Raw genomic sequence first — 25,304 nt, 5'->3', positions numbered from 1 at the left:
ACTAGGATGTAACAAAGTTACGAAACGGATGCCTTATGAATGAAAAGTACGACGCTCTAAAGAGCAACGTCAGTAAGCTCGGCCACCTGCTGGGTAACACCATTAAAGATGCCCATGGTGAAGCGTTGCTGGCCAAGGTAGAAGAGATCCGTCAACTCTCTAAATCTGCCTCCGCGGGTAATAAAGATGATCACGCCAAACTGATCGATGTATTGCAAAACCTGCCAAACGATCAGTTGCTACCAGTAGCACGTGCATTCAGTCAATTCCTCAATCTCACCAATATCGCAGAGCAATACCATTCTGTTTCGCGTCATTGTGAAGAGCAAGTTTGTAATCCAGACTCACTCGATGATCTCTTTATGCGCCTCCACAGTGCAGATGTCTCAGACAGCGAACGCGACAAGGCCGTTGATGACCTCAAGATCGAGCTGGTACTGACAGCCCACCCAACTGAAATTGCGCGTCGTACAACCATTCATAAGCTGGTTCAAATCAACAAGTGTCTGTCTAACCTCGAATTGGGAGACATCTCTTCAAGCGAGCGAGAGAAAGCAGAACTTCGCCTGGAGCAGCTTATTGCCCAGTCCTGGCACTCTGACGTTATCCGTAAGCAACGCCCAACCCCGCTTGATGAAGCCAAATGGGGTTATGCCGTGATTGAAAACAGCCTGTGGCAAGCGGTACCGGAATTCCTGCGTCAGTTTGACCAGAAGATGAAGCGCCACCTTGGCCGCGGCCTGACCGTTGAAGCATCGCCAATCCAGATCTCGAGCTGGATGGGCGGTGACCGCGACGGTAACCCATTCGTGACATCTGAGGTCACCCGCGAAGTATTGCTACTATCCCGTTGGAAAGCGGCCGACCTTTACCTTGGTGACATTCAGGAGCTCATCAGTGAGCTGTCCATGACCCGTTGTAATGATGTCGTCAGAGCAATGGCAGGTGACGAGCACGAACCTTACCGTGCAATTCTAAAATCGCTGCGTCAGACGTTGACCAATACCCTGGATTACTTGGATGCACAAATCCATGGCCGTCGCAGTGATGAAAAAGACATTCTGACCAACGTTGATCAACTTTGGACACCGCTGCACGCGTGCTACCAGTCGCTACATGAATGTGGCATGGGCATTATCGCTGATGGTCTGCTGCTTGATACGCTGCGTCGTATCCGCACCTTCGGTGTTAACCTCATTAAGCTGGATATCCGCCAGGAAAGCACCCGCCACGCGAATGTGCTGTCTGAAGTGACCCGCACATTAGGCATGGGAGACTACAGCCAGTGGAGCGAGCAGGACAAGCAAGCTTTCCTGATCCGTGAGCTGAGCTCTAAGCGACCTCTGCTGCCGCGTGACTGGGAGCCTTCTGATGAAGTGCAGGAAGTGCTGGATACCTGCCGTATTGTTGCGCAGCAGCCTCGAGAAGCACTGGGCGCCTATGTGATTTCGATGGCGCGCACAGCGTCTGACGTGCTGGCGGTTCACCTTCTTCTAAAAGAGGCTGGCTGCCCGTTCCGCATGGACGTTTGTCCGCTGTTTGAAACCCTGGAAGACCTCAACAATGCCAAGTCAGTGATCAGCCAACTGCTGAGTATCGACTGGTACCGCGGCTTTATCCAAAACTTCCAGATGGTCATGATTGGCTACTCAGACTCCGCCAAAGACGCGGGTGTGATGGCGGCAGGTTGGGCCCAGTATAAAGCGATGGAACAACTGGTAGAGCTATGTGAAGACGCCGGTGTCGATCTGGTGCTGTTCCACGGCCGTGGTGGTTCGATTGGTCGCGGTGGTGCACCTGCGCACGCTGCACTGCTGTCCCAGCCACCACGCAGCCTGAAAGGCGGCCTTCGAGTGACCGAGCAGGGCGAGATGATTCGCTTCAAGCTGGGTCTGCCGGATGTTGCCATTCAGAGCCTGAATCTCTACGCCAGTGCAATTCTGGAAGCGAATCTGTTGCCACCACCAGCACCTAAGCAGGAATGGCGCGACCTGATGGAAACCTTAAGCGAAGTTTCCTGTGAAGCTTACCGTGGCGTCGTTCGTGGTCACGAAGACTTCGTTCCTTATTTCCGAGCGACAACACCAGAGTTGGAACTGGGTAAACTGCCATTGGGTTCCCGCCCATCTAAACGTAACCCGAATGGCGGCGTGGAAAGCCTTCGCGCAATCCCATGGATTTTCGCATGGAGCCAAAACCGTTTGCTGCTGCCAGCATGGTTGGGTGCCGGTCAGGCGATTCAGTTCTCTATCGATAACGGTCACCTGAAATCCCTTGAAGAAATGTGTCGCGAGTGGCCATTCTTCTCAACCCGTCTGGGTATGCTGGAGATGGTATTCACCAAGACCAGCCCATCTATTTCTCAATATTATGACGAGAAACTGGTGGATGAATCCCTTTGGAGACTGGGTGAAGAGCTTCGCGACCGTTTGGCACAAGACATCAAAGCTGTACTAATGGTTGAGAACAGCGACCACTTGATGGAGCAGAACCCTTGGGGCGCCGAATCTATCCGGCTGCGCAACATCTATGTTGAACCGCTGAATATGCTTCAGGCTGAGCTTCTGTGCCGTACACGTGCTACAGAAGAAGAAAATACTGAACTGGATGAAGCGTTGATGGTCACTATCGCAGGTATTGCTGCTGGCATGCGAAATACCGGATAAATGAGAAATTGAATCAAAATTAAGAAAGGCTGCCATGTTGCAGCCTTTTTTTTTTTTCGAGAGTCTTTTTCGATTGTTGTTGCATTAATAATGTTATTAATATGTTTTCTTGCCTGTTCGTGACGTTATCGTGACAAAGGTATAGGCAAACACCGAAGTATAAATAACCGTTTAAGTGTCTTCACATTGAGCTTTTCGCACCGCGTATTTTCGGTGCATTGTTGGCAAGAGGCAAAGTGTGTTCGGCAACTAAAAACGTGTCGATCCTGTCCAGTGTTGTGGAAAAAATAAATTCGCCAAAGAGCGGCATCCCAGGGCTAAGGATCGCCTTTTAAGATTTTGGATAGAAGAGATGTCACTACCGCACGTAATACTCACGGTGCTTAGCCATCGTGATGCAACTGGTTACGATATAACCAAAGAGTTTTCTAATGCTATCGGGCATTTCTGGAAAGCCAGCCACCAACAAGTCTATCGTGAACTCAATAAACTTGCCGATATGGGCGCAGTGAGTTGCCGTTTAGAACCGCAGGATGGTAAACCGGACAGAAAAGTCTACTCTATCACGGACATCGGCAGACAGAGCCTCTATGAGTGGTTCTTGATGCCGGCCAAACATCCCACTGACCGTGACGAGGTTTCTTCAAAACTTCTAACGTGCAGCATATTCGACCCCACCCCAATGATCGAGCACATGCACGCACTCATGGACGAAAGCCGCTTGCAGCTAAGTCAGTACCGAGACATGGAGCGCAGTAGCTATGCTGACACCGCTCTGCTGACTCGTGAAGGCCGTTTGGAGCGACTGACACTGCGCCGCAACATTCTTCGCAAGGAAGCATGGTTGACCTGGGCAGAGGAAGTCCTGTTTGAACTCAACGCCATGGAAAACATGTCGATGGGCAAGAAAGTCGCAGCTCATTAGGGACTTTCCGGAAAGCAAAAACCGTCGCATTGCGACGGTTTTTTGTTTCTGACTCATTGAACCTTAGTTTATACGGTAGGGCGAACACCCAGCGTATGGCAAAGTGCATAAGTCAGCTCTGCACGGTTCAACGTATAGAAGTGGAAGTCCTTCACACCCTCACGACTTAACACACGTACCATGTCGATAGCGTTGCTCGCACCTACCATCTGACGGGTCACTGCATCATCTTCCAGACCTTCATATTGCTTGTGCATCCATGCTGGAATCCGCACATTTGTCATGTTGGCAAACTTTGACGCCTGCTTGAAGTTAGACACGGGCAGGATACCTGGGATGATTTCAACATCAATGCCAGCTGCAGCACAGCGGTCGCGGAAGCGCAGGTAGCTTTCCACATCAAAGAAAAACTGGGTGATAGCTCGGTTTGCACCTGCATCCACTTTGCGCTTAAGGTTGATCAGATCTGCTTGGGCACTTTTCGCTTCAGGGTGAACTTCTGGGTAAGCAGCAACAGAGATATCAAAATCCGCTTCGCCTTTCAAAAGCTCAACCAGATCCGCCGCATACATATCGGGCTTCTGGCTTTTCTCTGGAAGGTCGCCACGCAGAGCAACAATATGGCGAATACCACTGTTCCAGTAGTCGCGCGCGATTTCACGCAACTCATCACGGCTCGCATCGATGCACGTCAGATGGGGCGCAGCTTCAATGCCCGTTTCCTGCTTAATGCTTTTAACAATACCGTGGGTGCGGTCCCGCTCACCAGAATTTGCACCGTAAGTGACCGAGACAAATTTAGGTTTAAGGGTTTTCAGGCGTTGCACCGAAGCCCAAAGGGTTTGTTCCATGGCTTCAGAGCTTGGTGGGAAGAACTCAAACGAAACGTTAATATCGCCGTTCAAATCAGAAAGGTTTTGATTAAGTGCATCCAAATGGCTGGCGTGTGAGTATCCCATAACGTCTCCCTACCTCGGCAACATTCTACCGAAAAAATCCTTTAAAGCTGACATCCATTTAGACGTCTATATGTCTAGATATTGAATTGCGAACAATTTAAAGTCAACTTACTTAACTTGAATTTTATTCATGTTGATCATGTAAGTCTCTCAAGCACAGCAGTCAAAAATTGGCGTGCACACTTTGCCCGAATACATAGGGTACAAAAAAGCGGAGACCCAGCTCCGCTTTTTCCCTTCACTTTCCGACTATTTCAACAATGATGCGATGCGGTTCAAGTCAGAGAGCAAAGCTCCTGCGGTCACATCACGACCCGCACCTGGACCACGGATAACCAATGGGTTTTCACGGTACCATTGGCTCTCAATAGCAAAGATATTGTCACAAGGAAGCAGGTTGGCAAGTGGATGCTCTTCAGGCAGCACTTCGATACCGACACGCGCTTTGCCATCACGGGAAAGCCTTGCCACATAACGAAGGACGCCCTGCTCTTTTTTCGCCTGCTCAAGCCAATCTTCGAGCGCCTCATCAAGCTGAGAGCTGTTATCTAAAAATGCATCCAACGACAACGCAGAAAGTGATTCAGGTACCAGAGACTGTACCTCAACCTGCTCTGGCTCAACATCGAGGCCAGATTCACGTGCCAAGATCACAAGCTTGCGCATCACATCCGCACCACTCAAATCTTCCCTAGGATCTGGCTCAGTCAGACCTTGCTGCCACGCCTGCTCCAACAACTCGCTGAACTTAATTTCACCATTGAACTGTTGGAAGAGCCAGGACAGCGTTCCAGAGAAAATACCCGATAGCGCTATAATTTGGTCGCCGCTTTCACGAAGGTCTCGCACAGTGTGGTTTACTGGCAGGCCAGCACCTACCGTCGCGTTATACAACCAAAAGCGGCCAGTTTTCGCAAATGCGTCCTGAACCTGGTGATATAACTCACCACTCGCGGAGCCTGCCACTTTGTTAGCAGATATAAGATGATAGCCGTGTTCGGCCAGATCCGTGTATTGCAGAGACAGCGGTGCACTCGCTGTCACGTCCAACACCACGATGTCATCGTAAGGATGGTTGAGCAGTGCTGTCAGCCAGCCACTCCCCTCATAGGGTTTGGCAACTTCATCAAAACGGGTCATCACTGTATTAGCGTCAATGCCGTCGAAATCGACCCACTGATTATCACTGTCCTGCACAGAAATCAGCTCAAAACTCATGCCATGGCGTTTTTCGAGTGCCACTTTTTGTTCCGCAAACAGGTTCAGCCAGCGGCTACCGATATTCCCTTTGCCTAACAGTACCAGACCAATGCGGCGTTGAGCCTGGAACAAAGCACGGTGAATGTCTGACACCAACGCCGATGTGTTCGCTTTACGCAAAATCGCCGCGATGCTGAGACCACTTCCAGACTCACAGATAAACTCGATCGGTTGGTTGCGAAGCTGTTGATAGAAGCCGTGGCAATGCACAGGGTTCGCTGTGACACCTGCGCCCACCGCTGCGACCATGCTGTAGCCTTCACGTAGGCGGATGTCTGCAGGAATACAAGCGTTTTGCAGTTGTTCTAATACACTGTTGACCACTTCGCCTGTATAGGTGAGCTGGATACGATGCTGGTCAGCACTGAATGATGATGCCAATGGCTGGATTTGGTTTCGGGTCAGCAGGCGTTCGATTTCACGGCGCGCAGTTTCAAAGTCATGCGAACGGAGCACGTCCAGCTCAAGTAGACAGACATCTCTCAACGAAGTAATGATTTTCGCACCACGACCAGATGCCAAAACACGTTCAATACGGGTTGAACCTGACTCTGGGTCATAGCTGCAACGCAGATTCAGGTCAATACAGCTTTGCGCCACTGGCTGCAGCGTACGGGTATGCAGCACGGGCGCAGCAAGACGAGCCAGTTCGGCGGCTTCATCCAAACGCAGTAGCGGCAGCAGACAGGCATCACCGACGATACGCGGGTCTGCGCTGTACACACCAGCCACATCACTCCAAATGGTCACGCGGCTGACATCCGCCAGCGCACCGATAATGGTTGCGGAATAGTCCGAGCCATTGCGCCCAAGCAGCACAGTTTCACCTTTGGTGTTACGCGCCATAAAGCCAGTGATCACAATCCGGCGTTTGGTATGTTGAATCAGTTGTTCTTTCAAAAGTGGCCAAGAGCTCGCACGATCCACTTCTGGCTGTGCGTCGCGTTCTGCCCGCAGGAATGAGCGGGAATCGAGCTTCACGGCCGGCAGCTTAAGTTGGGTTAAAAGTGCTGACAATAGCCTCGCTGACCAGACTTCGCCAAAGCCCTGAACCCAAGCGCGTTGTGCATCAGTCAGCAGGTTTTCTGCAGTCTGCGCCAACACACTGAAGTCTTCATACAGTGCATCCACCAGCAATTGCTTTTGCTCACCTTCAATCAGGTTTTCAATCAGATCCTGCTGGTATTTACGTAAAGTTTGCAGCGTTTCATGGGCCAGCCTACCATCTTTGCTGAGCAAATCCAGCCATTCAATCAGACGGTTGGTAGTTTTACCGGCGGCTGACACCACGATAATGTCTGTCTCACCACTGTATTGCGCCAGAATACGCGTAACACGACGGAAACAATCAGGATCAGCAAGGCTACTACCGCCAAACTTATGTAACTGACGGGACTGCGACTGCTGAGGGGATACGACTTCAACCGCGCTCATTGCTGGCTCTCTCTGACTTTATCGAATGCTTGTTTGAGGTCAGCGACCAAATCAGATTTGTCTTCCAAGCCGATAGACAGGCGAAGCAAGGTGGCCGCCAAACCTGCTTCCGCCTGCGCTTCGTCCGACATGGCACGGTGTGTCATTGAGCCAGGATGCGTCACTAGACTTTCCACACCACCCAATGATTCGGCCAAAGTGAACAGCTTAAGGGAGGAAAGGAAAAGTTTCAGCTCACTTTCACCGCCTTTAAGCTCAAAGCTCAACATTCCGCCAAAACCTGATTGTTGTTTCTTCGCAATCTCGTGGCCCGGATGGGCTGGCAACGCTGGATGGTAGATAGTACTCACCAGCGGCTCTTGCTTGAGGCATTCCAACACTTCTGCACTGTTTTCTTCATGTTGACGCATTCTTGCGCTCAGAGTACGAAGACCGCGCAATGTCATGTAGCTATCGAACGCGTTCCCGGTTGCCCCAATGCAGTTACCCCACCACTTCAGCTCTTCATAAAGCTCAACTTCTTTTGCCACCACTACGCCACCTACGGTGTCAGAGTGACCATTGATAAATTTGGTGGTCGAGTGCACCACGAAATCCGCACCCAGGTTTAGTGGCTGCTGCAAAGCGGGAGACAGGAAGGTGTTATCGACCCCTACCCATGCACCAACTGCTTTGGCTTTTTCACAGATCGCAGCGATATCAACCACGCGCAGCAGTGGGTTGGACGGCGTTTCCAACCACACCAGTTTGGGGTTCTTCGCCAATGCCTCTTCCAGCGCAACCGCGTCAGTCTGGTCAACAAATTCCACCTTGAACGCGCCCCTTTTCGCTCGGGAATCGAACAAGCGGTAAGTTCCCCCATAGCAATCGTGCGGCGCGATTATCAGGTCTTCAGGAGTAACCAGTGAAAGCAGAAGGTTAATTGCTGCCATGCCACAGTTGGTCACTACCGCGCCAGCACCGTTTTCCAGATCGGCGAGCGCTTTTTCCAGTAAAGAACGGGTTGGATTACCACCACGGGCGTAATCATAAGTGGGCACTTCCCCAAACTCAGGGAATTCGTAATTGGTAGAAAGATACAGTGGAGGCACAACGGCGTGGTGCTGTGAATCTGTAGTGATACCGGTGCGGACGGCGATGGTTGCGGACTTCTTGTCGCTCATGGCGTGCTTCCCTGTGAAAAAATGATCGTATTCAGCTCAATCTTAGGTCTGTCGTTGACCTGATTGGTATTTGGTCAACCTTAACCTTTTCAAGCTAGAGACGTCAACACTTCTAGACGTCTACATGTCTTTACATGTAGCAGTTAATATCGCTAGAATTTGGGGTTCATCCAACTTGGGTACCTTGTTTCCCGCGTTGGCAGCGATTTTAGACCCTAAACTGCTACAGAAGGTGAACAATGGCAGACTGGAATGGCGAATATATTAACCCTTACGCCGAGCACGGTAAAAAGAAAGAGCAGGTCAAGAAAATCACCGTTTCTATCCCGCTGAAAGTGCTTAAAATCCTGACCGACGAGCGTACCCGTCGCCAGATTAACAATCTACGCCATGCCACAAACAGTGAATTGCTGTGCGAAGCATTTCTTCATGCCTACACCGGTCAACCACTGCCAACAGACGACGATATTCGCAAGGACAAAAGCGATAGTGTGCCTGCCGAAGTTAAGCGCATTATGAAAGAGCTTGGTATAGAGTTTAACGAAGAAGAGTATTGATTTCGTTAGTATTGCGAAAATATTCAAACAAAAAACCAGCCGATCGGCTGGTTTTTTCATTCAGATAAAGCGGCAATTAAGCTTCTTTATCTGCCATGTAATTTTCTGGCATTTCAATACGCGCAACACCTGAATCCACTGCTGCTTGTGCAACAGCTTTAGCTACGCGTGGCAGCAAACGTGGATCCATCGGTTTTGGAATGATGTATTCCTTACCGAATTGTAGCTTATCAACGCGTGCCGCTTTTAATACACCCTCGGGTACCGGCTCTTTCGCCAGCGCACGAATTGCCTCTACCGCTGCCAGTTTCATTTCGTCGTTGATGCGGCTGGCGCGAACATCCAGTGCACCACGGAAAATGAATGGGAAACAAAGGACATTGTTTACCTGGTTGGGGTAATCGGAACGACCGGTACCCATGATGAGGTCATCTCGCACTTCGTGTGCCAGCTCCGGTTTGATTTCCGGATCCGGGTTTGAACACGCAAACACGATTGGCTTATCCGCCATCAGTTTCAGCGCTTCCGCTGGCAACAGATCCGGTCCGGATACGCCGAGGAAAATGTCCGCGCCTTCAATCACGTCTTCCAGCGTACGCTTGTCGGTGTTGTTAGCGAATAGCTGCTTGTACTCATTGATGTCATCACGACGGGTATGAATCACGCCTTTGCGATCCAGCATGTAGATTTTCTCACGCTGTGCACCACATTTGATGAGCAGCTCCATACACGCAACCGCAGCAGCGCCTGCACCCAGACAGATGATGACTGACTCTTTGATGTCTTTGCCCTGAAGCTCAAGCGCGTTCAACATACCTGCTGCAGTCACAATCGCGGTACCGTGTTGGTCATCGTGAAATACCGGTACATGACAGCGCTCGATGAGCTGCTTTTCAATCTCAAAGCAGTCTGGTGCTTTGATGTCTTCCAAGTTGATACCACCGAAAGTGTCGGAAATGTTCGCGACCGTATCGACGAACTCTTCGATAGTGCGGTGTTTCACTTCAATGTCGATGGAGTCGAGTCCAGCGAAGCGTTTGAACAGCAGTGCTTTACCTTCCATCACCGGCTTGGATGCCAGCGGGCCAAGGTTGCCCAGACCGAGGATCGCGGTGCCGTTTGAGATCACTGCAACCATGTTGCCTTTTGCAGTGTATTTATAAACATTGTCGGCATCTTGTGCGATTTCTCGGACCGGTTCGGCAACACCCGGGCTGTATGCCAGCGCCAGATCTTCTACCGTATCAGCGGGTTTGGAGAGTTCTACGGAGATTTTGCCCGGCACTGGAAACTCATGATAATCCAGCGCCTGTTGGCGTTTGTCTTCAGACATGTATTGTTCCTGACTATAATTGTTATTGGCTAAATATAATAAAGGGCCCTCTGCCTGCCCCATTATCTTGCTGACTGCCTTCCCGCAAGCTGGGCATTACAATCAGCAAGTGAGGGAATATGCGCATTCCAATGTTCATCCAGGTTGCATATCCCCGCTCATTGCCTGTATCTCCACACAGGCAATGAATTATCCCTCTATTGAGTTTAGCGGACTCAAATAAAAGACAAGTGTCGTTATTTCTTATGACACTTTCAGGTCATTGGGTGGAAGATAAAGGAATTTAAAATGTTAACGCAGCGCGAAAGCCAGAGCCAGTAAGGATTGAACCAAGTTGGCAAAACTCGCTTGGATAAACTGTAATAGTCTACCTATACTGAAGGGTGTAAAAGGTCTTACAAGCTGTATCAGGCAACAAAAAAAGGGTGCTTACGCACCCTTTTTTATTCAATTCGCAATTACTTGCTGCTAAGAACGCCAAAACGTTTCTTAAAGCGGTCAACACGGCCACCGGTGTCAACTACACGCTGAGTACCAGTGTAGAATGGGTGACACTTGTCACATACGTCCAGGTTGATGTCTTTACCCAGAGTCGTTTTGAATTCAAAAGTGTTGCCACATGAACATTTTGCAGTTACTGCAGCGTATTCTGGATGGATACCAGCTTTCATAGGGATTACCTCTTATCTAAGGCCGTGTCGCTCTCCCGAGCCTATCGGGCACCACACGTCGTTAACAAACTGTTTGTAAGGCGCGGATTTTAATCAAGGTGACCTGCGATCGCAACTTTTTTGTTCAATTCATTTCCATGTACTTTCAATGGACAGTGCCAAAGAATATTCACCCTGTACTTTTCGCCCGCCAGCAGCATGGGTACACTGTCGCCAACCTTATTTGAATTCTAAGACCTTATCGTACAATGACCCCGACGATTGCTCAGGTGGCGCTGCCCGTTCCGCTTCATAAAACCTTCGACTATCGCATTGCTAATGAAATGCCGGTAGTGGGTGGTCGCGTGCGTGTCCCGTTTGGTAAGCAATATAAAGTGGGCATTGTCGTCGCATTGACCAACACCTCAGAATTTCCGCTCGAGCAAATCAAACCCATCAATGTGGTTTTGGATAGCACCCCGCTATGGACACCCTCTTTATATAAGGTATTGAACTGGGCAAGTCGCTATTACCAATATCCATTGGGTGATGCACTGGCGACTGTCATGCCGGGTGCACTGCGAAAAGGCAAGCCTGCGGTCAAAGACCGTGAAAAGTGCTGGCAACTGACAGAAGCCGGGAAAGAACAGCCTTTGTCAGCCCTCACCCGGGCGCCGAAACAGGCACGCGCTTTAACCTTATTACGCCAGGGTGCGATGACACATAGCGATCTGCTCGAAGAAGACTTAAGCGCCACCATTCTCAAAGCAGTGGAAGAAAAAGGCTGGATTGAAGCGGTGAAAGAGCAGAGCGTCAAGCCCTGGCAACAGCGTTATGAGGTAGTGGAAGACAAACCAAGGCTTAACAGCGAGCAGGCCATGGCGGTTGCAACTATCAATGCCAATCCGGAATTTGCTTGCTATTTAATAGAGGGCGTCACCGGTTCGGGGAAAACGGAAGTCTACCTGAACCTCTTGGAGCCTGTGCTAAAACGCGGCCAGCAAGCGCTCATTCTGGTACCCGAAATTGGCTTAACACCGCAAACCATCAACCGTTTCAAACGCCGCTTCAATGTACCCGTTGTAGTGATGCATTCCGGGCTTAATGACACCGAGCGCCTCAACGCCTGGCTGGCTGCCCGTGATAATGAAGCCGCCATTATTATTGGTACCCGATCCGCTCTTTTTTCGCCGTGTAAGTCACTCGGCATTATTGTTGTCGATGAAGAACATGATGCCTCTTATAAACAGCAGGACTCTTTCCGTTATCACGCCCGCGATCTGGCGGTTATGCGCGGGCATGAAGAGAATGTGCCTGTTGTGCTCGGCTCCGCCACACCTTGCCTTGAAAGCCTGCACAATGCCAAAACTGGCAAGTACCATCACCTGATCTTATCTGTCCGTGCTGGAAATGCGCTGAAAACCCAAAACGGCGTGTTGGATATCCGAGGTTTGTATTTAGAAGCTGGGCTATCCGCTCCTTTGATTGCCGAGATGCGAAAACACCTCTCCCAAGGTAATCAGGTGATGTTGTTTTTAAACCGCCGCGGCTATGCCCCGGCGCTGATGTGCCATGAATGTGGCTGGTTGGCCGAATGTAAACGCTGTGACGCCTATTACACCCTGCATCAGAGCAGCAATGAACTGCGCTGCCACCATTGCGGATCGCAACGCCCTATTCCGCACCAATGTGGAAGCTGTGGCTCCACACAACTGATCAGTGTCGGCGTGGGCACCGAGCAGCTGGAAACCCAGTTGGAAACCCTGTTTCCAGAATTCAAAACCATCCGAATCGACCGTGACAACACACGTCGTAAAGGCTCGCTTGAAGCCTACCTCACTGCTATTCACAACAAAGAATACCAAATACTGATTGGTACCCAGATGCTGGCGAAAGGCCATCACTTCCCCGATGTCACTTTGGTAGCCTTAGTAGATGTAGATAGCGCGCTGTTCAGCAACGATTTCCGTGCACCGGAACGTTTGGCACAGCTGTTTGTTCAGGTGGCTGGCCGCGCCGGACGTGCCAGTAAGCCCGGCTATGTTTTGCTACAAACCCACCACCCCGAACATGCACTCTTGCAGTCGCTCATTCACAGAGGCTACGACAGCTTTGCCGCTGAAGCGCTGAATGAGCGCAAAATGGCACATCTGCCACCTTACAGCTACTTCGCCCTACTCCGTGCCGAATCTCACCACAGTGGGGAAGTGGAGCAGTTTCTGCATCAGGCGAGGACCGCACTTGATGCATCACCAATCCCAGAAGATGAATGTGCAGTCATGGGCCCCGCGCCAGCGCCATTGCACCGCCGGGCGGGACGTTTTCGCTGGCAGTTAGTTTTCCAGGCGCCTAACCGTAAGATTTTACAGCAAAGATTAACCATGGCACTGCCGGCTATTCGACAGTTACCGCTTTCTAAAAAAGTCCGCTGGTCACTCGATATCGAGCCGCAAGATATGAGCTGAACGCAATTTCATTCACTTAAACCGACCGAGATCACGGTATTCTTGCAATTACTGTTAACATGACCATGTTTAATACATCTCCATCGGATTAAGATAGGACGTGTGGACAAAAATTGTCCCGTTGCTGAAGGTCCCGGTCATCTGGGAAGCATCGCCAATCATAACGATAAAGAGGAATTACACTATGGCGACAATGAAGGATGTTGCCCATCTGGCCGGCGTCTCTACGGCGACGGTTTCTCGCGCGCTGATGAACCCGGAAAAAGTCTCTGCGTCTACCCGAAAAAAAGTTGAGCAAGCAGTAATGGAAGCGGGCTACAGCCCCAACTCGCTGGCAAGAAACTTACGTCGCAATGAATCAAAAACCATCGTGGCTATCGTGCCTGATATCTGTGATCCCTACTTCACAGAGATCATTCGCGGCATCGAAGAGGCGGCAATGGAGCACGGTTATCTCGTGCTGCTGGGTGACAGTGGCCAACAGGAAAGCCGTGAAAGTTCGTTCGTTAATCTGGTCTTCACCAAGCAAGCTGACGGCATGCTACTTTTAGGTACTGATCTTCCTTTTGACGTCAGCAAACCGGAGCAGAAAAACCTGCCACCTTTAGTCATGGCCTGTGAATACGCGCCGGAACTGGAACTGCCTACCGTTCACATCGACAACCTGACGGCAGCGTTTGAAGCCGTGAACTACCTGACTCAGGTAGGCCACAAGCAGATCGCGCAGATCACCGGCGATCCTGATGCTGCGCTCACCCAGTTCCGCGTGCAGGGCTATCAACAGGCGCTGCGCCGTGGTGGCGTGACCATCAATCCTGCATACACAGTGACCGGTGATTTCACCTTTGCTGCAGGCGCACGAGCGATGACCACCCTGCTTTCGCTGCCAACGCCACCGACTGCAGTTTTCTGTCATTCAGATGTGATGGCGATTGGTGCCATGCAACAGGCGAAGCGACTGGGCTTCCGAGTCCCGCATGACATTTCGATTGTCGGTTTTGATGACATCCAGTTTGCGGAGTACTGTGACCCCGCCCTGACCACGGTTTCCCAGCCTCGCTACGATATCGGCCGTCAGGCGATGTTGATGCTGCTGAAAATCCTCAAAGGCAATGATGTGCAAGCAGGTTCACGCCTTCTTGATGCTCAGCTCGTTATCCGCGAGAGTGTGGCACCACCATCACGCTAATCTGGTCAGACTGGTACTGGCGCGCGAGTTCGCGAGCCAGTACCATATAGCCTTTATTGAGCAGAAAAGACACGAAAATCAGTGGCAACCAGAGATTATGTCAAACGTGGCAAAGCACCACGTAAACCAACCCGAAACACCAAGAAGCAGCCTCCTAAACCTGCTTTCCCTTTCAAATGGGCTTTTCTCGCTCTGATCTTGGTGGCAGGCTTTGGCTATGGTCTCTATTACCTTTCCACCAGTGAACCACCCGCAGAACCTGTTGTTGAAACCAAACCGGTGAAGCCAGCCGTTAAACCTCAGAAGAAAGACGAGAAAGTGATCCCGCCAAAACCTGAGGAGAAGTGGAGCTACATTGAAGAGCTGGAAAACAAAGAAGTGAAAGTCGAGGCCAACGAGCCTGAGCTTTCCACCCGCCCCTATCTGATGCAGTGTGGCGCTTATCGCAGTGCCAGTCAGGCTGACGAACGTAAAGCGCTGATTGCCTTTCAGGGTTTGGAAAGCCACATCAAAACCAGCCAGGGCGAGAAAGGCCTTTGGTACCGTGTCGTGCTCGGACCTTATCCGATGAAGCGGGAAGCTGAACGGGACCGCAACCTGCTGCGACGAGCAGGTATTGAGCCTTGTGCTATCTGGTATTGGAACTGATTTCCAGCCACTTGAACTGATTCTGAACACTTGAAGGGCAACCCCGTATTCTCGACGGCTTTGCCCTTGAATTTATTTATCTCCGTCCCCACCTTTGCTGTAACAACCCATACTGGTAATAACCAGAGAGAAAAGTAGAGGTTCTTCCGTGACAACTATCGTTTCTGTTCGCCGCAACGGCAAAGTAGTGATCGCCGGTGATGGCCAGGTGTCACTGGGTAATACGGTCATGAAAGGCAATGCCCGCAAAGTTCGCCGTTTATATAACAACAAGGTACTGGCAGGTTTTGCCGGTGGTACTGCTGATGCATTCACCCTTTTTGAACGCTTCGAGCGCAAACTGGAGATGCATCAGGGTCATCTAACCAAAGCGGCGGTGGAACTGGCCAAAGACTGGCGGACTGACCGTGCGTTGCGTCGCCTTGAAGCGCTGCTGGCGGTAGCGGACGAAACGGCGTCTTTGATTATCACAGGTAATGGTGATGTGGTTCAGCCGGAGCACGATCTGATTGCGATCGGTTCGGGTGGTAACTTTGCCCAAGCAGCGGCAACCGCACTGCTGGAAAATACCGAGCTGGATGCGCGTGAAATCGCTGAAAAATCACTGACCATCGCGGGTGACATTTGTGTGTTCACCAACCAGCACCACACCGTTGAAGAACTCGATTATTAAGACAGGATCCAAAGCATGTCTGAAATGACCCCTCGTGAAATCGTATCCGAGCTTGACCGACACATTATCGGTCAGGACAAAGCCAAGCGCGCCGTTGCTATCGCACTGCGTAACCGCTGGCGTCGTATGCAGCTCAATGAAGATCTGCGTGTAGAAGTGACTCCGAAAAACATTCTGATGATTGGCCCTACCGGTGTCGGTAAAACCGAAATTGCCCGTCGTCTGGCGAAGCTGGCCAATGCGCCGTTCATCAAAGTCGAAGCCACTAAGTTCACCGAAGTAGGCTACGTGGGTAAAGAAGTGGAAACCATCATCCGTGATCTGACGGATGTAGCGATCAAAATGACCCACCAGCAAGCGATGGAAAAAGTAAAATACCGTGCTGAAGAGCTGGCAGAAGAGCGTATTCTCGATGTACTACTTCCACCGCCACGTGACGCTTGGGGTCAGAATGAAGAGCCAAAAGCAGATTCAGCGACCCGTCAAAGCTTCCGTAAGAAAATCCGTGAAGGCCAACTGGACGACAAGGAAATCGAAATCGATCTGGCAGCTCCGCAGATGAGCATGGAAATCATGGCGCCTCCTGGTATGGAAGAAATGACCAACCAGCTGCAAAGCATGTTCCAGAATCTGGGCGGTGGCACGACTGCGAAAAAGCGTAAGATGAAACTGAAAGATGCGCTAAAAGCGGCAACCGAAGAGGAAGCGGCGAAGCTGGTCAATCAGGAAGAGCTGAAAGATCAGGCCATCGCGTCAGTGGAAAACAACGGCATCGTGTTCATCGACGAAATCGACAAAATTTGTAAGCGCGGCGAAAGCTCAGGCCCAGACGTTTCCCGTGAAGGTGTTCAGCGTGACCTGCTGCCACTGGTTGAAGGCAGCACTGTCTCAACCAAGCACGGCATGGTGAAAACAGACCACATCCTGTTCATCGCATCCGGCGCATTCCAGGTAGCGTCTCCATCTGATCTGATCCCAGAGCTTCAGGGCCGTCTGCCAATCCGCGTTGAGCTGGAAGCACTGACTGCGTCTGACTTCAAACGCATTCTGACTGAGCCTAATGCGTCCCTGACGGCGCAATACTCTGCGCTGATGGGCACAGAAGAAGTGAACCTGACCTTCACTGAAGATGGCATTGAAGAGATCGCCAATGCGGCATGGCGTGTGAACGAGAAAACCGAGAACATCGGTGCCCGTCGTCTGCACACCGTGATGGAGCGTCTGGTAGATGAAATCTCCTTTGACGCAAGCGAGCGTGGCGGTGAGTCTTTCGAAATCAACTCAGAATACGTGCGCAGTCACCTTGAAGAGCTGGTCGACGACGAAGATCTGAGCCGCTTCATCCTGTAATTGTTCAGGTAAAATTACTCAAAGGGCAGCATATCGCTGCCCTTTCTCGTATCTGGAGACACCACATCCGGGATTAGCATTGCCCCCTGCTACAAAAACACCAATAATGTGACCTGCTTTAAATCATTCAATGCCAAGGCGATATGTCCGCATCTACTTTCAAAACCTGGCTCGACGCCGCCCGTCCGAAAACCCTGCCACTGGCGATAGCCTGCATTCTGTGTGGCAGTGCTTTAGCAGTGCAGACCTCGCAGTTTTCCATCACCCTCACGGTGTTGGCACTGGTGACCGCGCTGCTTCTGCAGATCCTGTCGAACCTTGCCAACGATTACGGTGATGCCATCAAAGGCACAGATAATGATGACCGTCTTGGCCCTAAACGTGCGATTCAGCAAGGCCTTGTTACGCCAGCCACAATGAAAAAGGCCATGATTCTCAACGTGGTCCTGACTATCGTCGTAGGCGCGGCACTGGTGCTGACGGCATTCGACAAAACTGCCGACATTCTCAGTTTTATCGGCCTTGGCGCGCTCGCGATTGTCGCGGCCATTTGCTACACCGTGGGGAACAAGCCTTATGGCTACAAAGGATTGGGCGACCTGTCGGTACTGATTTTCTTTGGCTGGCTCGGCGTGGCTGGTACCTATTACCTGCAAGCTGGCACACTGAATTCTATCGTGTTACTTCCAGCCACAGCCTGTGGTTTGTTATCGGTGGGCGTACTGAACATCAACAACCTGCGCGATATAGATAATGACCGCGTCTGCGGCAAACACACCTTGGTAGTCCGAATGGGCCCCAAATGGGGCCGAGCTTATCATCAAGTGCTGCTCGCCACTGCATTTATATGCTTTGCCCTCTTTTCGCTGCTTCAACCTGTGGGTTGGTCAGGCTGGCTGTTCCTATTGGCGCTGCCAATGGCCGCTAAACATAGCCTGGCAGTGCGGCAATCACCTGATGGCGAAGCCCTGCGTCCGATGATGGGTGACATTGTGAAAGTGGCGTTGCTGACCAATGCCTTGTTTGCGGCTGGCATCTTAATTAGTTGATACAGTATTTAACATGATGACTGGCGGCCTGATGAATTGTGCCGTGAGTCATTGCAAAGCCTTAGCTTGTCGTATACTTTTTGCTGAGGGTGACGCGAAGCCCAACCTTGGCGCCACAACGATTCAGCCCCAATTGCCTAAGAGAAGTCTGACTATGGAATACAATACCTCCGAACTGTGTGACATGTACCTGGATCAGGTTGATGTTCTTGAGCCGATGATGAGCTCATACGGTGGCCGCAGCTCCTTTGGTGGTCAGGTAACAACCATCAAGTGCTTTGAAGACAATGGACTGATTCGAGAAGTGGCTGAGCAAGACGGCGAAGGCCGTGTGATGCTGGTTGATGGTGGCGGCTCTCTGCGCCGTGCATTGATTGATGCAGACATTGCTGCGATGGCAGCGGAAAACAACTGGGAAGGCATTGTGGTTTACGGTTGTGTGCGCGACGTCGACACCATTGACGAGCTTGATATTGGTATTCAGGCACTTGCATCAATTCCAGTGGGAGCAGACAGCCAAAGCATTGGAGAAGTTGATGTGCCGGTAAACTTTGGCGGTGTGACTTTCCTGCCGGAAGACCACCTCTATGCCGATAGCACTGGCGTTATCCTGTCCCAGGAAGCGATTGATATCGAGTGAGCCTACACTTCTCGCAGATAGAAAAACAGAGCCTTCAGGCTCTGTTTTTGTTTTGGCTTATTCGACTTCTTCGATTTTGCCCAACAGGCTGCGAATACGTTGTTGCCATGCTTCTTGATCAGCCTTCAGGCGAGCATTTTCCTGCTCCAGCGCTTCACGACTTTCACGGATTGTGTTTGATTCACTGCTCAGTGATTCGTTCTTCTCTTTCAGTTCTTCGATTTCCATCTGCAGCAGAGAAATTGTGTCTACTGCCATCTGAACCTTGGCTTCAAGCTGCTCTAAAATTTCCAATGACATCAAGGCCACCTATGTGTTCCAACTTATCAATTCTCTCGCCAAGACTTGCCATATCTGGCTTCAACGCCTTGTGCGTCCCAAAAAGCTATTCTAACTGCGCATGACATCAGCCGCACCTTCGGATTTCCTATTTCGGTCACAAGCGGACAAAAAATCACCATTTGCGCAACTTTCTAACCCTTTGATTCCCCATGATTATGCTTACTTACTCACATAAATGACTAAAAATGCGACAACACGCAATTTTTATTCACTCCTGTCGTGGTAGTGTAATGGCGATCGTATCTCTCTTGGATTACTCCAAGACTTGCCGAACTCGGCCGGGCTGACACTTGGTGTCAGCCTTTTTTCTTTTTTGGGAATCTCACACTCTTCTTTCTCATTTCTAAGCATTCAATGCGCGAAAACGCTCACTAAACGGACAAATAATGAGCGAACGCACATTTTATTCGTCAGCCACTTTCCGAAAACTGTTTCGAAGATAAAGTAATGATGCCCGGTTCCGCTAATGGTCCCGGACGATAAACACTATGCTTTAAGAAAACAGCGAGGAGATTTCATGAGCACCGAACCGAAATATATTGTCGCCCTCGATCAGGGAACCACCAGCTCCAGAGCCGTTATCCTTGACCACGATGCCAATATCGTGACGGTCGCCCAACGCGAATTCACCCAAATCTACCCTGAGTCCGGCTGGGTTGAGCATGACCCGTTGGAAATCTTCGCCACCCAGACCTCAACACTGGTCGAAGCCATGGGCAAAGTGGGAATACGCTCCGATGAAATCGCCGCCATTGGTATTACCAACCAGCGTGAAACCACCATTGTCTGGAATCGTCACACCGGAAAGCCGATTTATAATGCCATTGTCTGGCAATGCCGCCGCACCGCACCGATTTGTGAGCAGCTTAAAGCCGACGGTTATGAAGAGTACATTCGTGACAACACTGGCTTGGTTGTCGACCCGTATTTCTCCGGCACCAAAATTAAGTGGATTCTCGACCATGTTGATGGCGCGCACGAGCTCGCGAAAAACGGCGACCTGATGTTTGGCACTGTCGATACCTGGCTGATTTGGAAGATGACTCAGGGGCGTGTCCACGTCACTGACTACACAAATGCCAGCCGCACCATGCTGTTTAATATCAACTCACTCGAATGGGATGAGGCCCTTCTAAAGGCGCTCGACATACCACTTTCCATGATGCCGGAAGTCAAATCCTCCTCTGAGGTCTACGGTCAGGCTAACCTTGGTGGTAAAGGCGGCACTCGCGTACCGATCGCAGGGATCGCCGGTGATCAACAAGCCGCGCTGTTCGGCCAGATGTGTGTAGAAGCCGGTCAGGCTAAGAATACCTATGGCACAGGTTGTTTCCTTCTAATGAACACGGGCAAAGAGAAAGTCACCTCTCACAATGGTTTGCTGACGACATTAGCCTGTGGGTCGAAAGGCGAAGTGGCTTATGCGCTTGAGGGTGCCGTGTTTATGGGCGGCGCTTCCATCCAATGGCTACGTGATGAAATGAAGCTCATTACCGATGCCAGCGATTCTGAATACTTCGCCACCAAGGTCGACACCAGCAACGGAGTTTATGTGGTACCTGCCTTTACCGGTTTGGGTGCACCACATTGGGACCCATACGCGCGCGGTGCCATCGTTGGCCTTACACGGGGTGTGAATTCCAACCACATCATCCGCGCGACTCTGGAAAGTGTTGCCTACCAGTCTCTCGATGTACTGACCGCAATGGAAGCAGACTCCGGCATCAAACTCGATTTTCTGAAAGTCGATGGTGGCGCGGTAGCAAATAACTTCCTGATGCAGTTTCAGTCTGACGTGTTGAACACTGAAGTGCAGCGCCCGAAAGTCACGGAAGTCACCGCTCTGGGATCGGCGTATCTTGCCGGCCTGGCAGTCGGTTTCTGGGGTTCGATTGATGAACTTCAAGACAAAGCCCAGATTGACCGCGTCTTCACACCTTGCGCGGATGACGGTAAGCGCGAACGCCGCCACCGCGGCTGGCAACGTGCCGTGGAATGCTCCAAAGGCTGGGAACAGCCATAACCTTTTGTTTTCGCGCCTTTCCGCTGGGAAGGCGCTTTTTACTCTCAAAAACGCAAACGTTTACTTTTTCCTTATGATAGAATCCGCGCCGAGTTTTTCGTTGTCGTTTTTGGCATCGGCAACGCCCTACTTCCCTGTATAAAATTCTCTGGAGTTAGAATGAAACGCGATTTAGCGATGGCTTTTTCACGCGTCACAGAAGGCGCAGCACTGGCAGGTTATAAGTGGCTGGGCCGCGGTGATAAAAACGCAGCTGACGGCGCCGCTGTCGAGGTCATGCGCGTTCTGCTGAACAAGACCGAGATTAAAGGTGAAATCGTTATCGGTGAAGGCGAAATCGATGAGGCGCCAATGCTTTACATTGGTGAGAAAGTGGGGCTGGGCGGCGATGCCGTAGATATCGCCGTTGATCCAATAGAAGGCACCCGTATGACGGCCATGGGCCAGTCCAACGCATTAGCGGTATTGGCAGCAGGCGAGAAAGGCACCTTCCTGAAAGCCCCGGACATGTACATGGAAAAACTGGTGGTTGGCCCTGAAGCCAAAGGCGTCATCAACATTGAACTGCCGCTTCGCGACAATCTGATCAACATTGCCAAGGTACTGGGTAAATCACTGGACGAGCTGGTCGTGACCACGCTGGCGAAACCGCGCCACGACGACACCATCCGCGAAATGCAACAAATGGGCATTAAAGTTTTCGCCATTCCTGATGGCGACGTTGCGGCGTCTATTCTTACCTGTATGCCAGACAGTGAAGTGGATGTCATGTACGGCATTGGCGGCGCACCGGAAGGTGTGGTGTCAGCCGCGGTTATCCGCGCACTGGGCGGTGACATGAACGGCCGCCTTCTTCCTCGTCACGAAGTAAAAGAAGACAACGATGAAAACCGACGCATGGGTGAACTGGAAATCGAGCGCTGCAAAGAGATGGGCATCGAAACCAATGTCTGCCTGAAGATGGAAGACATGGCGAGCAGCGACAACGTGATTTTCTCAGCCACTGGCATCACCAAAGGTGACCTACTGGAAGGCATCACCCGCAAAGGCAACATCGCGACCACAGAGACCCTACTGATCCGCGGTAAGTGCCGCACCATCCGTCGTATCAAGTCTATCCACTATCTGGATCGTAAAGACGACGCGGTAAAAGCAAATATCCTATAATCGCCGTATGAATGAGATAAAAAGCGCGCTTCGGCGTGCTTTTTATTATCGGCCAGAAAGCTCAGTGACCACTGGGCATATCGCCTTCTCTTTTTTCACCACGCTTGAACAGCGCCAGCAAAGGCACCAGAACAAAGTACGACACCATAATAAAGCCGAAAGTGTAAACGAAAGCGAGTAACGTTGATTGCTGGTGAAGCATGTTGGTCACCGTCGCGATAAAACCAGGATCCGTGACCGACTGTCCCTGCGCTGCCGCAAATTGCTGAACCACGGGATTTTCGGGCGCGATCCCGCCTCCCAGTGCGTTCCACTCTTTTTGCTGGATCCGGCTGAAGTAGGTATTCACGATCGAGATACCAAAAGAGCCTCCCAATGTGCGGCAAAGATTAAATACCACCGCCCCGCCAACAGCCTGATTCGGCGCCAGCGTCGCGTATGCCAATTGGCTCAGTGGCGCAAACACCAAACCCATCCCGGCACCCTGAATAATGCTCGGCAGCAACACCCAATAGATATCGATATCGAGCGAATAGCGCATCATCATAAAGCTACCAATACCATTCAACACCAGTCCAATGACAATCAGCATCCGCGGGTCCAGACGGTCAATAATCCGTGAGATAGACAGCAGCACAATTGCTGATGCCAGCCCCCGCGGTGCCATCACAAAGCCTGTTGTATCAACCGGGTAATTCAACAACTGCTCAAGCATCATCGGCTGCAGTTGGGTGATACCGAACATGCCCATCGAAAAGCCGGTCATCACAATGCATGACAGCAATAGGTTTCTGTCTTTGAGTAGCCACATTGGCGCGATTTCGCCTTTAGTGTGGAACGAGCGCACTAGGAAAAACGCCCAAGCCAACACCGCAATCACCATCGAAAACAAGATAGTGTTTGAACTGAACCAGCCATCCTCGTTACCACGCTCTAGCACCATCTGCAAAAACCCAATGCCAATGGCCATACCAAATACTAACGGCCAATCGACAGTGGTTTTACCGCGCCCATCGAGGTGTACAAAGAAATAGAGCAGTGACAAACACAACGCCCCGATAGGCAGATTAACGTAGAAAATCCATCGCCAATCCATGTTCTCCGTAATCAGTCCGCCAACGGTGGGCCCAAGAATAGGGCCAAGTAAAATCCCGACGGAAAACAGCGCCATCGCTTTGCCGCGCTCTTCCTTGGGGTAAATCTGCACCATGATAGATTGCGAAAGAGGGATCACCGCCGCCCCAAACGCGCCCTGCATAATGCGGAAGATGATCATTTCAGTCAGGGTGTCCGCCTGTCCACACAAAGCAGATGTAACGATAAAGCCCGCTACCGATACCAGCAGTAGCTTACGCACACCAAATTTCAGGCTGAGGTAGCTCGCCAGCGGAATACAGATGGCTTCTGCCATTGAGTAAGAGGTCAGCACCCAGGTGACCTGCTCAGAGGTTACGCCCAGCGCGCCCATCATGTGCGGCAGCGACACATTGGCGATAGTCATGTCCAGCAGCACCATGATGGCGGAAAGCATCACCGCCAGCGTGACCATCAACCTGGTACTGCCCGCCTCCATCGGCTGGGTAGCGGTATCACTGCTGGCTGTCATTGGCTTTCGTCTTCACAAGGGTATCAATGGTTACTGTCGCACTGGCGCCCACCCGCAACGCTGGCTCATCAGCATCGCGCGTTATGGTCAGCCGCACGGGAAAACGCTGTGGCACTTTCACCCAGTTCCCGGTGGCATTTTCTGGTGGCAACAGAGAGAAAGAGGTGCCACTGGCTGGTGAAATAGCCTGTACCACGCCCTTAAATGTCACATCGGAATACATATCCAATACAATCGACGCCGTCATTTCCTGTTGGATATAACCCAAAGCATCTTCTTTGTAGTTAGCCTCAACCCAGAAGGAATTGTCTTCTATCATCGGCATTAAGGACTGCCCAGGTGCAACGACGCTACCGGGGCGCACTTTGACATCACCCAGAGTACCTGAAGTGGGCGCAATAATGGTGGTGTAAGAAAGGTTAAGCGAGGCTTCTGAAAGTGCCGCAGCTGCCTGCCGTACCGCCGGAGCTTCAGTGCCAGATGCCCCCTGCTCACTGATAAGCTGGGACATTCTCGCCCTCGCGGCATCAAGGTTGTTTTTCGCCGCTGCCAGTTCCGCTTTCAAATCGTCACCGGATTGCTTTGGCAGCACACCGCGCTCTACCAGTGCCATGTTGCGTCGGTACTTCTCTTCAACATCATTCAGTTGCGCGGATGCAGACTGTATCTGCGCACTCGCACCGACAATCGCATCACTGGTCGCTTTGTTGGCAGCAACTGCGCTTTCGTATGCTGCCTTCGCCTGCTCAACTCTTGCCTGGTAAGGTGCAGGATTTATGCGGGCAATGACCTGCCCCTGATCGACATGGTCAAAATCGACCACATTCACTTCCGTCAACTGCCCGCTGATCTGCGGTGCGATGTAAAGTATGTTGCCGTGTATGTAGGCGTCATCAGTGCTGGGATATTGCTCCTGATGACGAATATAGAAATAGGCGGCAATCACCAGTATCGCGGCAATCCCAGCTAGGATGACAAGGTTTTTAATAGGGAAGGCTTTTTTCTCCGTCATGCGACCTCCTGCGACCGCCAAAAGCTGAGAACAGATAAACTGCTTCTCGGAATCTTCGGGAGAGTCTAGACAGGGATGTACACCTTCGCGCCATGACCTTATGTGATCAGTTGACTTTAGAGGACGATTTTTAAGGATGTGACAGTGCTTCTCAATTTGACGACATTGAGTCAGAACAAGCCCTCAGTCATAT

20 protein-coding genes are annotated in these 25,304 nt (G+C 51.1%); 12 read left to right on the top strand and 8 right to left on the bottom strand.

What is annotated here, in order from left to right; translation table 11 throughout:
- Window positions 1-35: 35 nt before the first annotated feature.
- Window positions 36-2,666: a phosphoenolpyruvate carboxylase gene (gene ppc / locus GMA8713_RS06575; protein ID WP_062707043.1), complete on the top strand. Its 2,631-nt coding sequence runs from the start codon at window positions 36-38 to the stop codon at window positions 2,664-2,666.
- Window positions 2,667-3,018: 352 nt separating this feature from the next.
- Complete coding sequence (locus tag GMA8713_RS06570; RefSeq protein ID WP_062707041.1) at window positions 3,019-3,591, top strand: PadR family transcriptional regulator; 573 nt, start codon at window positions 3,019-3,021, stop codon at window positions 3,589-3,591.
- Between the two features lie 68 nt (window positions 3,592-3,659).
- Here the strand turns inward: GMA8713_RS06570 and metF are convergent, their stop codons facing one another.
- The 3 genes from metF to GMA8713_RS06555 all read right to left on the bottom strand — a co-directional run bounded on the left by metF (window position 3,660) and on the right by GMA8713_RS06555 (window position 8,407).
- A complete protein-coding gene (metF, locus tag GMA8713_RS06565) occupies window positions 3,660-4,550 on the bottom strand; it encodes a methylenetetrahydrofolate reductase (RefSeq protein WP_062707039.1) in 891 nt (296 codons plus the stop codon).
- A 249-nt stretch (window positions 4,551-4,799) separates the two neighbouring features.
- Entirely contained in the window at window positions 4,800-7,244 is a 2,445-nt protein-coding gene (locus tag GMA8713_RS06560; RefSeq protein ID WP_062707037.1) for a bifunctional aspartate kinase/homoserine dehydrogenase II, read from the bottom strand.
- Window positions 7,241-8,407, bottom strand: coding sequence for an O-succinylhomoserine (thiol)-lyase (locus tag GMA8713_RS06555; RefSeq protein ID WP_062707034.1), 1,167 nt, complete (start codon window positions 8,405-8,407; stop codon window positions 7,241-7,243). Before GMA8713_RS06555 ends, GMA8713_RS06560 begins: the two co-directional genes overlap by 4 nt.
- 239 nt (window positions 8,408-8,646) lie before the next feature.
- Here GMA8713_RS06555 and metJ point away from each other — a divergent pair, with 239 nt between their 5' ends.
- On the top strand, window positions 8,647-8,964 hold the full coding sequence (metJ, locus tag GMA8713_RS06550) for a met regulon transcriptional regulator MetJ (RefSeq protein ID WP_062707032.1): 318 nt from the start codon (window positions 8,647-8,649) through the stop codon (window positions 8,962-8,964).
- A gap of 76 nt (window positions 8,965-9,040) precedes the next feature.
- On the opposite strand, the gene GMA8713_RS06545 is transcribed toward metJ, so the two are convergent.
- Window positions 9,041-10,297 carry a malic enzyme-like NAD(P)-binding protein gene (locus tag GMA8713_RS06545; RefSeq protein WP_062707030.1) on the bottom strand — a complete coding sequence of 419 codons (1,257 nt, stop codon included), beginning with the start codon at window positions 10,295-10,297 and terminating at the stop codon, window positions 9,041-9,043.
- 458 nt (window positions 10,298-10,755) lie between these two features.
- Window positions 10,756-10,968 carry a 50S ribosomal protein L31 gene (rpmE, locus tag GMA8713_RS06540; RefSeq protein ID WP_002535255.1) on the bottom strand — a complete coding sequence of 71 codons (213 nt, stop codon included), beginning with the start codon at window positions 10,966-10,968 and terminating at the stop codon, window positions 10,756-10,758.
- Between the two features lie 248 nt (window positions 10,969-11,216).
- Here rpmE and priA point away from each other — a divergent pair, with 248 nt between their 5' ends.
- From priA to rraA, 7 genes are all read left to right on the top strand, one after another.
- Entirely contained in the window at window positions 11,217-13,412 is a 2,196-nt protein-coding gene (priA, locus tag GMA8713_RS06535; RefSeq protein WP_062707028.1) for a primosomal protein N', read from the top strand.
- Window positions 13,413-13,578: 166 nt separating this feature from the next.
- Window positions 13,579-14,601, top strand: coding sequence for a DNA-binding transcriptional regulator CytR (gene cytR / locus GMA8713_RS06530; RefSeq protein ID WP_269747441.1), 1,023 nt, complete (start codon window positions 13,579-13,581; stop codon window positions 14,599-14,601).
- 81 nt (window positions 14,602-14,682) lie between these two features.
- Window positions 14,683-15,249, top strand: coding sequence for an SPOR domain-containing protein (locus GMA8713_RS06525; protein WP_062707026.1), 567 nt, complete (start codon window positions 14,683-14,685; stop codon window positions 15,247-15,249).
- A gap of 148 nt (window positions 15,250-15,397) precedes the next feature.
- A complete protein-coding gene (gene hslV, locus GMA8713_RS06520) occupies window positions 15,398-15,922 on the top strand; it encodes an ATP-dependent protease subunit HslV (protein ID WP_002535260.1) in 525 nt (174 codons plus the stop codon).
- Between the two features lie 15 nt (window positions 15,923-15,937).
- Window positions 15,938-17,272 carry an ATP-dependent protease ATPase subunit HslU gene (gene hslU, locus GMA8713_RS06515; protein WP_062707024.1) on the top strand — a complete coding sequence of 445 codons (1,335 nt, stop codon included), beginning with the start codon at window positions 15,938-15,940 and terminating at the stop codon, window positions 17,270-17,272.
- A gap of 143 nt (window positions 17,273-17,415) precedes the next feature.
- Complete coding sequence (locus GMA8713_RS06510; RefSeq protein ID WP_062707022.1) at window positions 17,416-18,321, top strand: 1,4-dihydroxy-2-naphthoate polyprenyltransferase; 906 nt, start codon at window positions 17,416-17,418, stop codon at window positions 18,319-18,321.
- A 154-nt stretch (window positions 18,322-18,475) separates the two neighbouring features.
- Window positions 18,476-18,961: a ribonuclease E activity regulator RraA gene (rraA, locus tag GMA8713_RS06505; RefSeq protein ID WP_062707173.1), complete on the top strand. Its 486-nt coding sequence runs from the start codon at window positions 18,476-18,478 to the stop codon at window positions 18,959-18,961.
- 57 nt (window positions 18,962-19,018) lie between these two features.
- On the opposite strand, the gene zapB is transcribed toward rraA, so the two are convergent.
- A complete protein-coding gene (gene zapB, locus GMA8713_RS06500; protein ID WP_062707020.1) occupies window positions 19,019-19,261 on the bottom strand; it encodes a cell division protein ZapB in 243 nt (80 codons plus the stop codon).
- Window positions 19,262-19,820: 559 nt separating this feature from the next.
- Between zapB and glpK the strand changes: the two genes are divergently transcribed.
- Both glpK and glpX read left to right on the top strand, forming a co-directional pair.
- A complete protein-coding gene (glpK, locus tag GMA8713_RS06495; protein ID WP_062707018.1) occupies window positions 19,821-21,326 on the top strand; it encodes a glycerol kinase GlpK in 1,506 nt (501 codons plus the stop codon).
- 159 nt (window positions 21,327-21,485) lie between these two features.
- Entirely contained in the window at window positions 21,486-22,493 is a 1,008-nt protein-coding gene (glpX, locus tag GMA8713_RS06490; RefSeq protein ID WP_062707015.1) for a class II fructose-bisphosphatase, read from the top strand.
- Between the two features lie 61 nt (window positions 22,494-22,554).
- On the opposite strand, the gene GMA8713_RS06485 is transcribed toward glpX, so the two are convergent.
- Together GMA8713_RS06485 and GMA8713_RS06480 are read right to left on the bottom strand one after the other, a co-directional pair.
- On the bottom strand, window positions 22,555-24,099 hold the full coding sequence (locus GMA8713_RS06485) for a DHA2 family efflux MFS transporter permease subunit (protein WP_062707014.1): 1,545 nt from the start codon (window positions 24,097-24,099) through the stop codon (window positions 22,555-22,557).
- Window positions 24,083-25,111, bottom strand: a complete 1,029-nt coding sequence (locus tag GMA8713_RS06480; RefSeq protein WP_062707005.1) for an HlyD family secretion protein — start codon at window positions 25,109-25,111, stop codon at window positions 24,083-24,085. The genes GMA8713_RS06485 and GMA8713_RS06480 overlap by 17 nt, the downstream gene beginning before the upstream one ends.
- Between the last annotated feature and the right edge of the window lie 193 nt (window positions 25,112-25,304).

The organism is Grimontia marina (assembly GCF_900060185.1).
GTDB classification, from domain to species: domain Bacteria; phylum Pseudomonadota; class Gammaproteobacteria; order Enterobacterales; family Vibrionaceae; genus Enterovibrio; species Enterovibrio marinus.
Note: the sequence above shows the minus strand (reverse complement) of the source record. Positions and strands in the feature narration are given on the sequence as shown.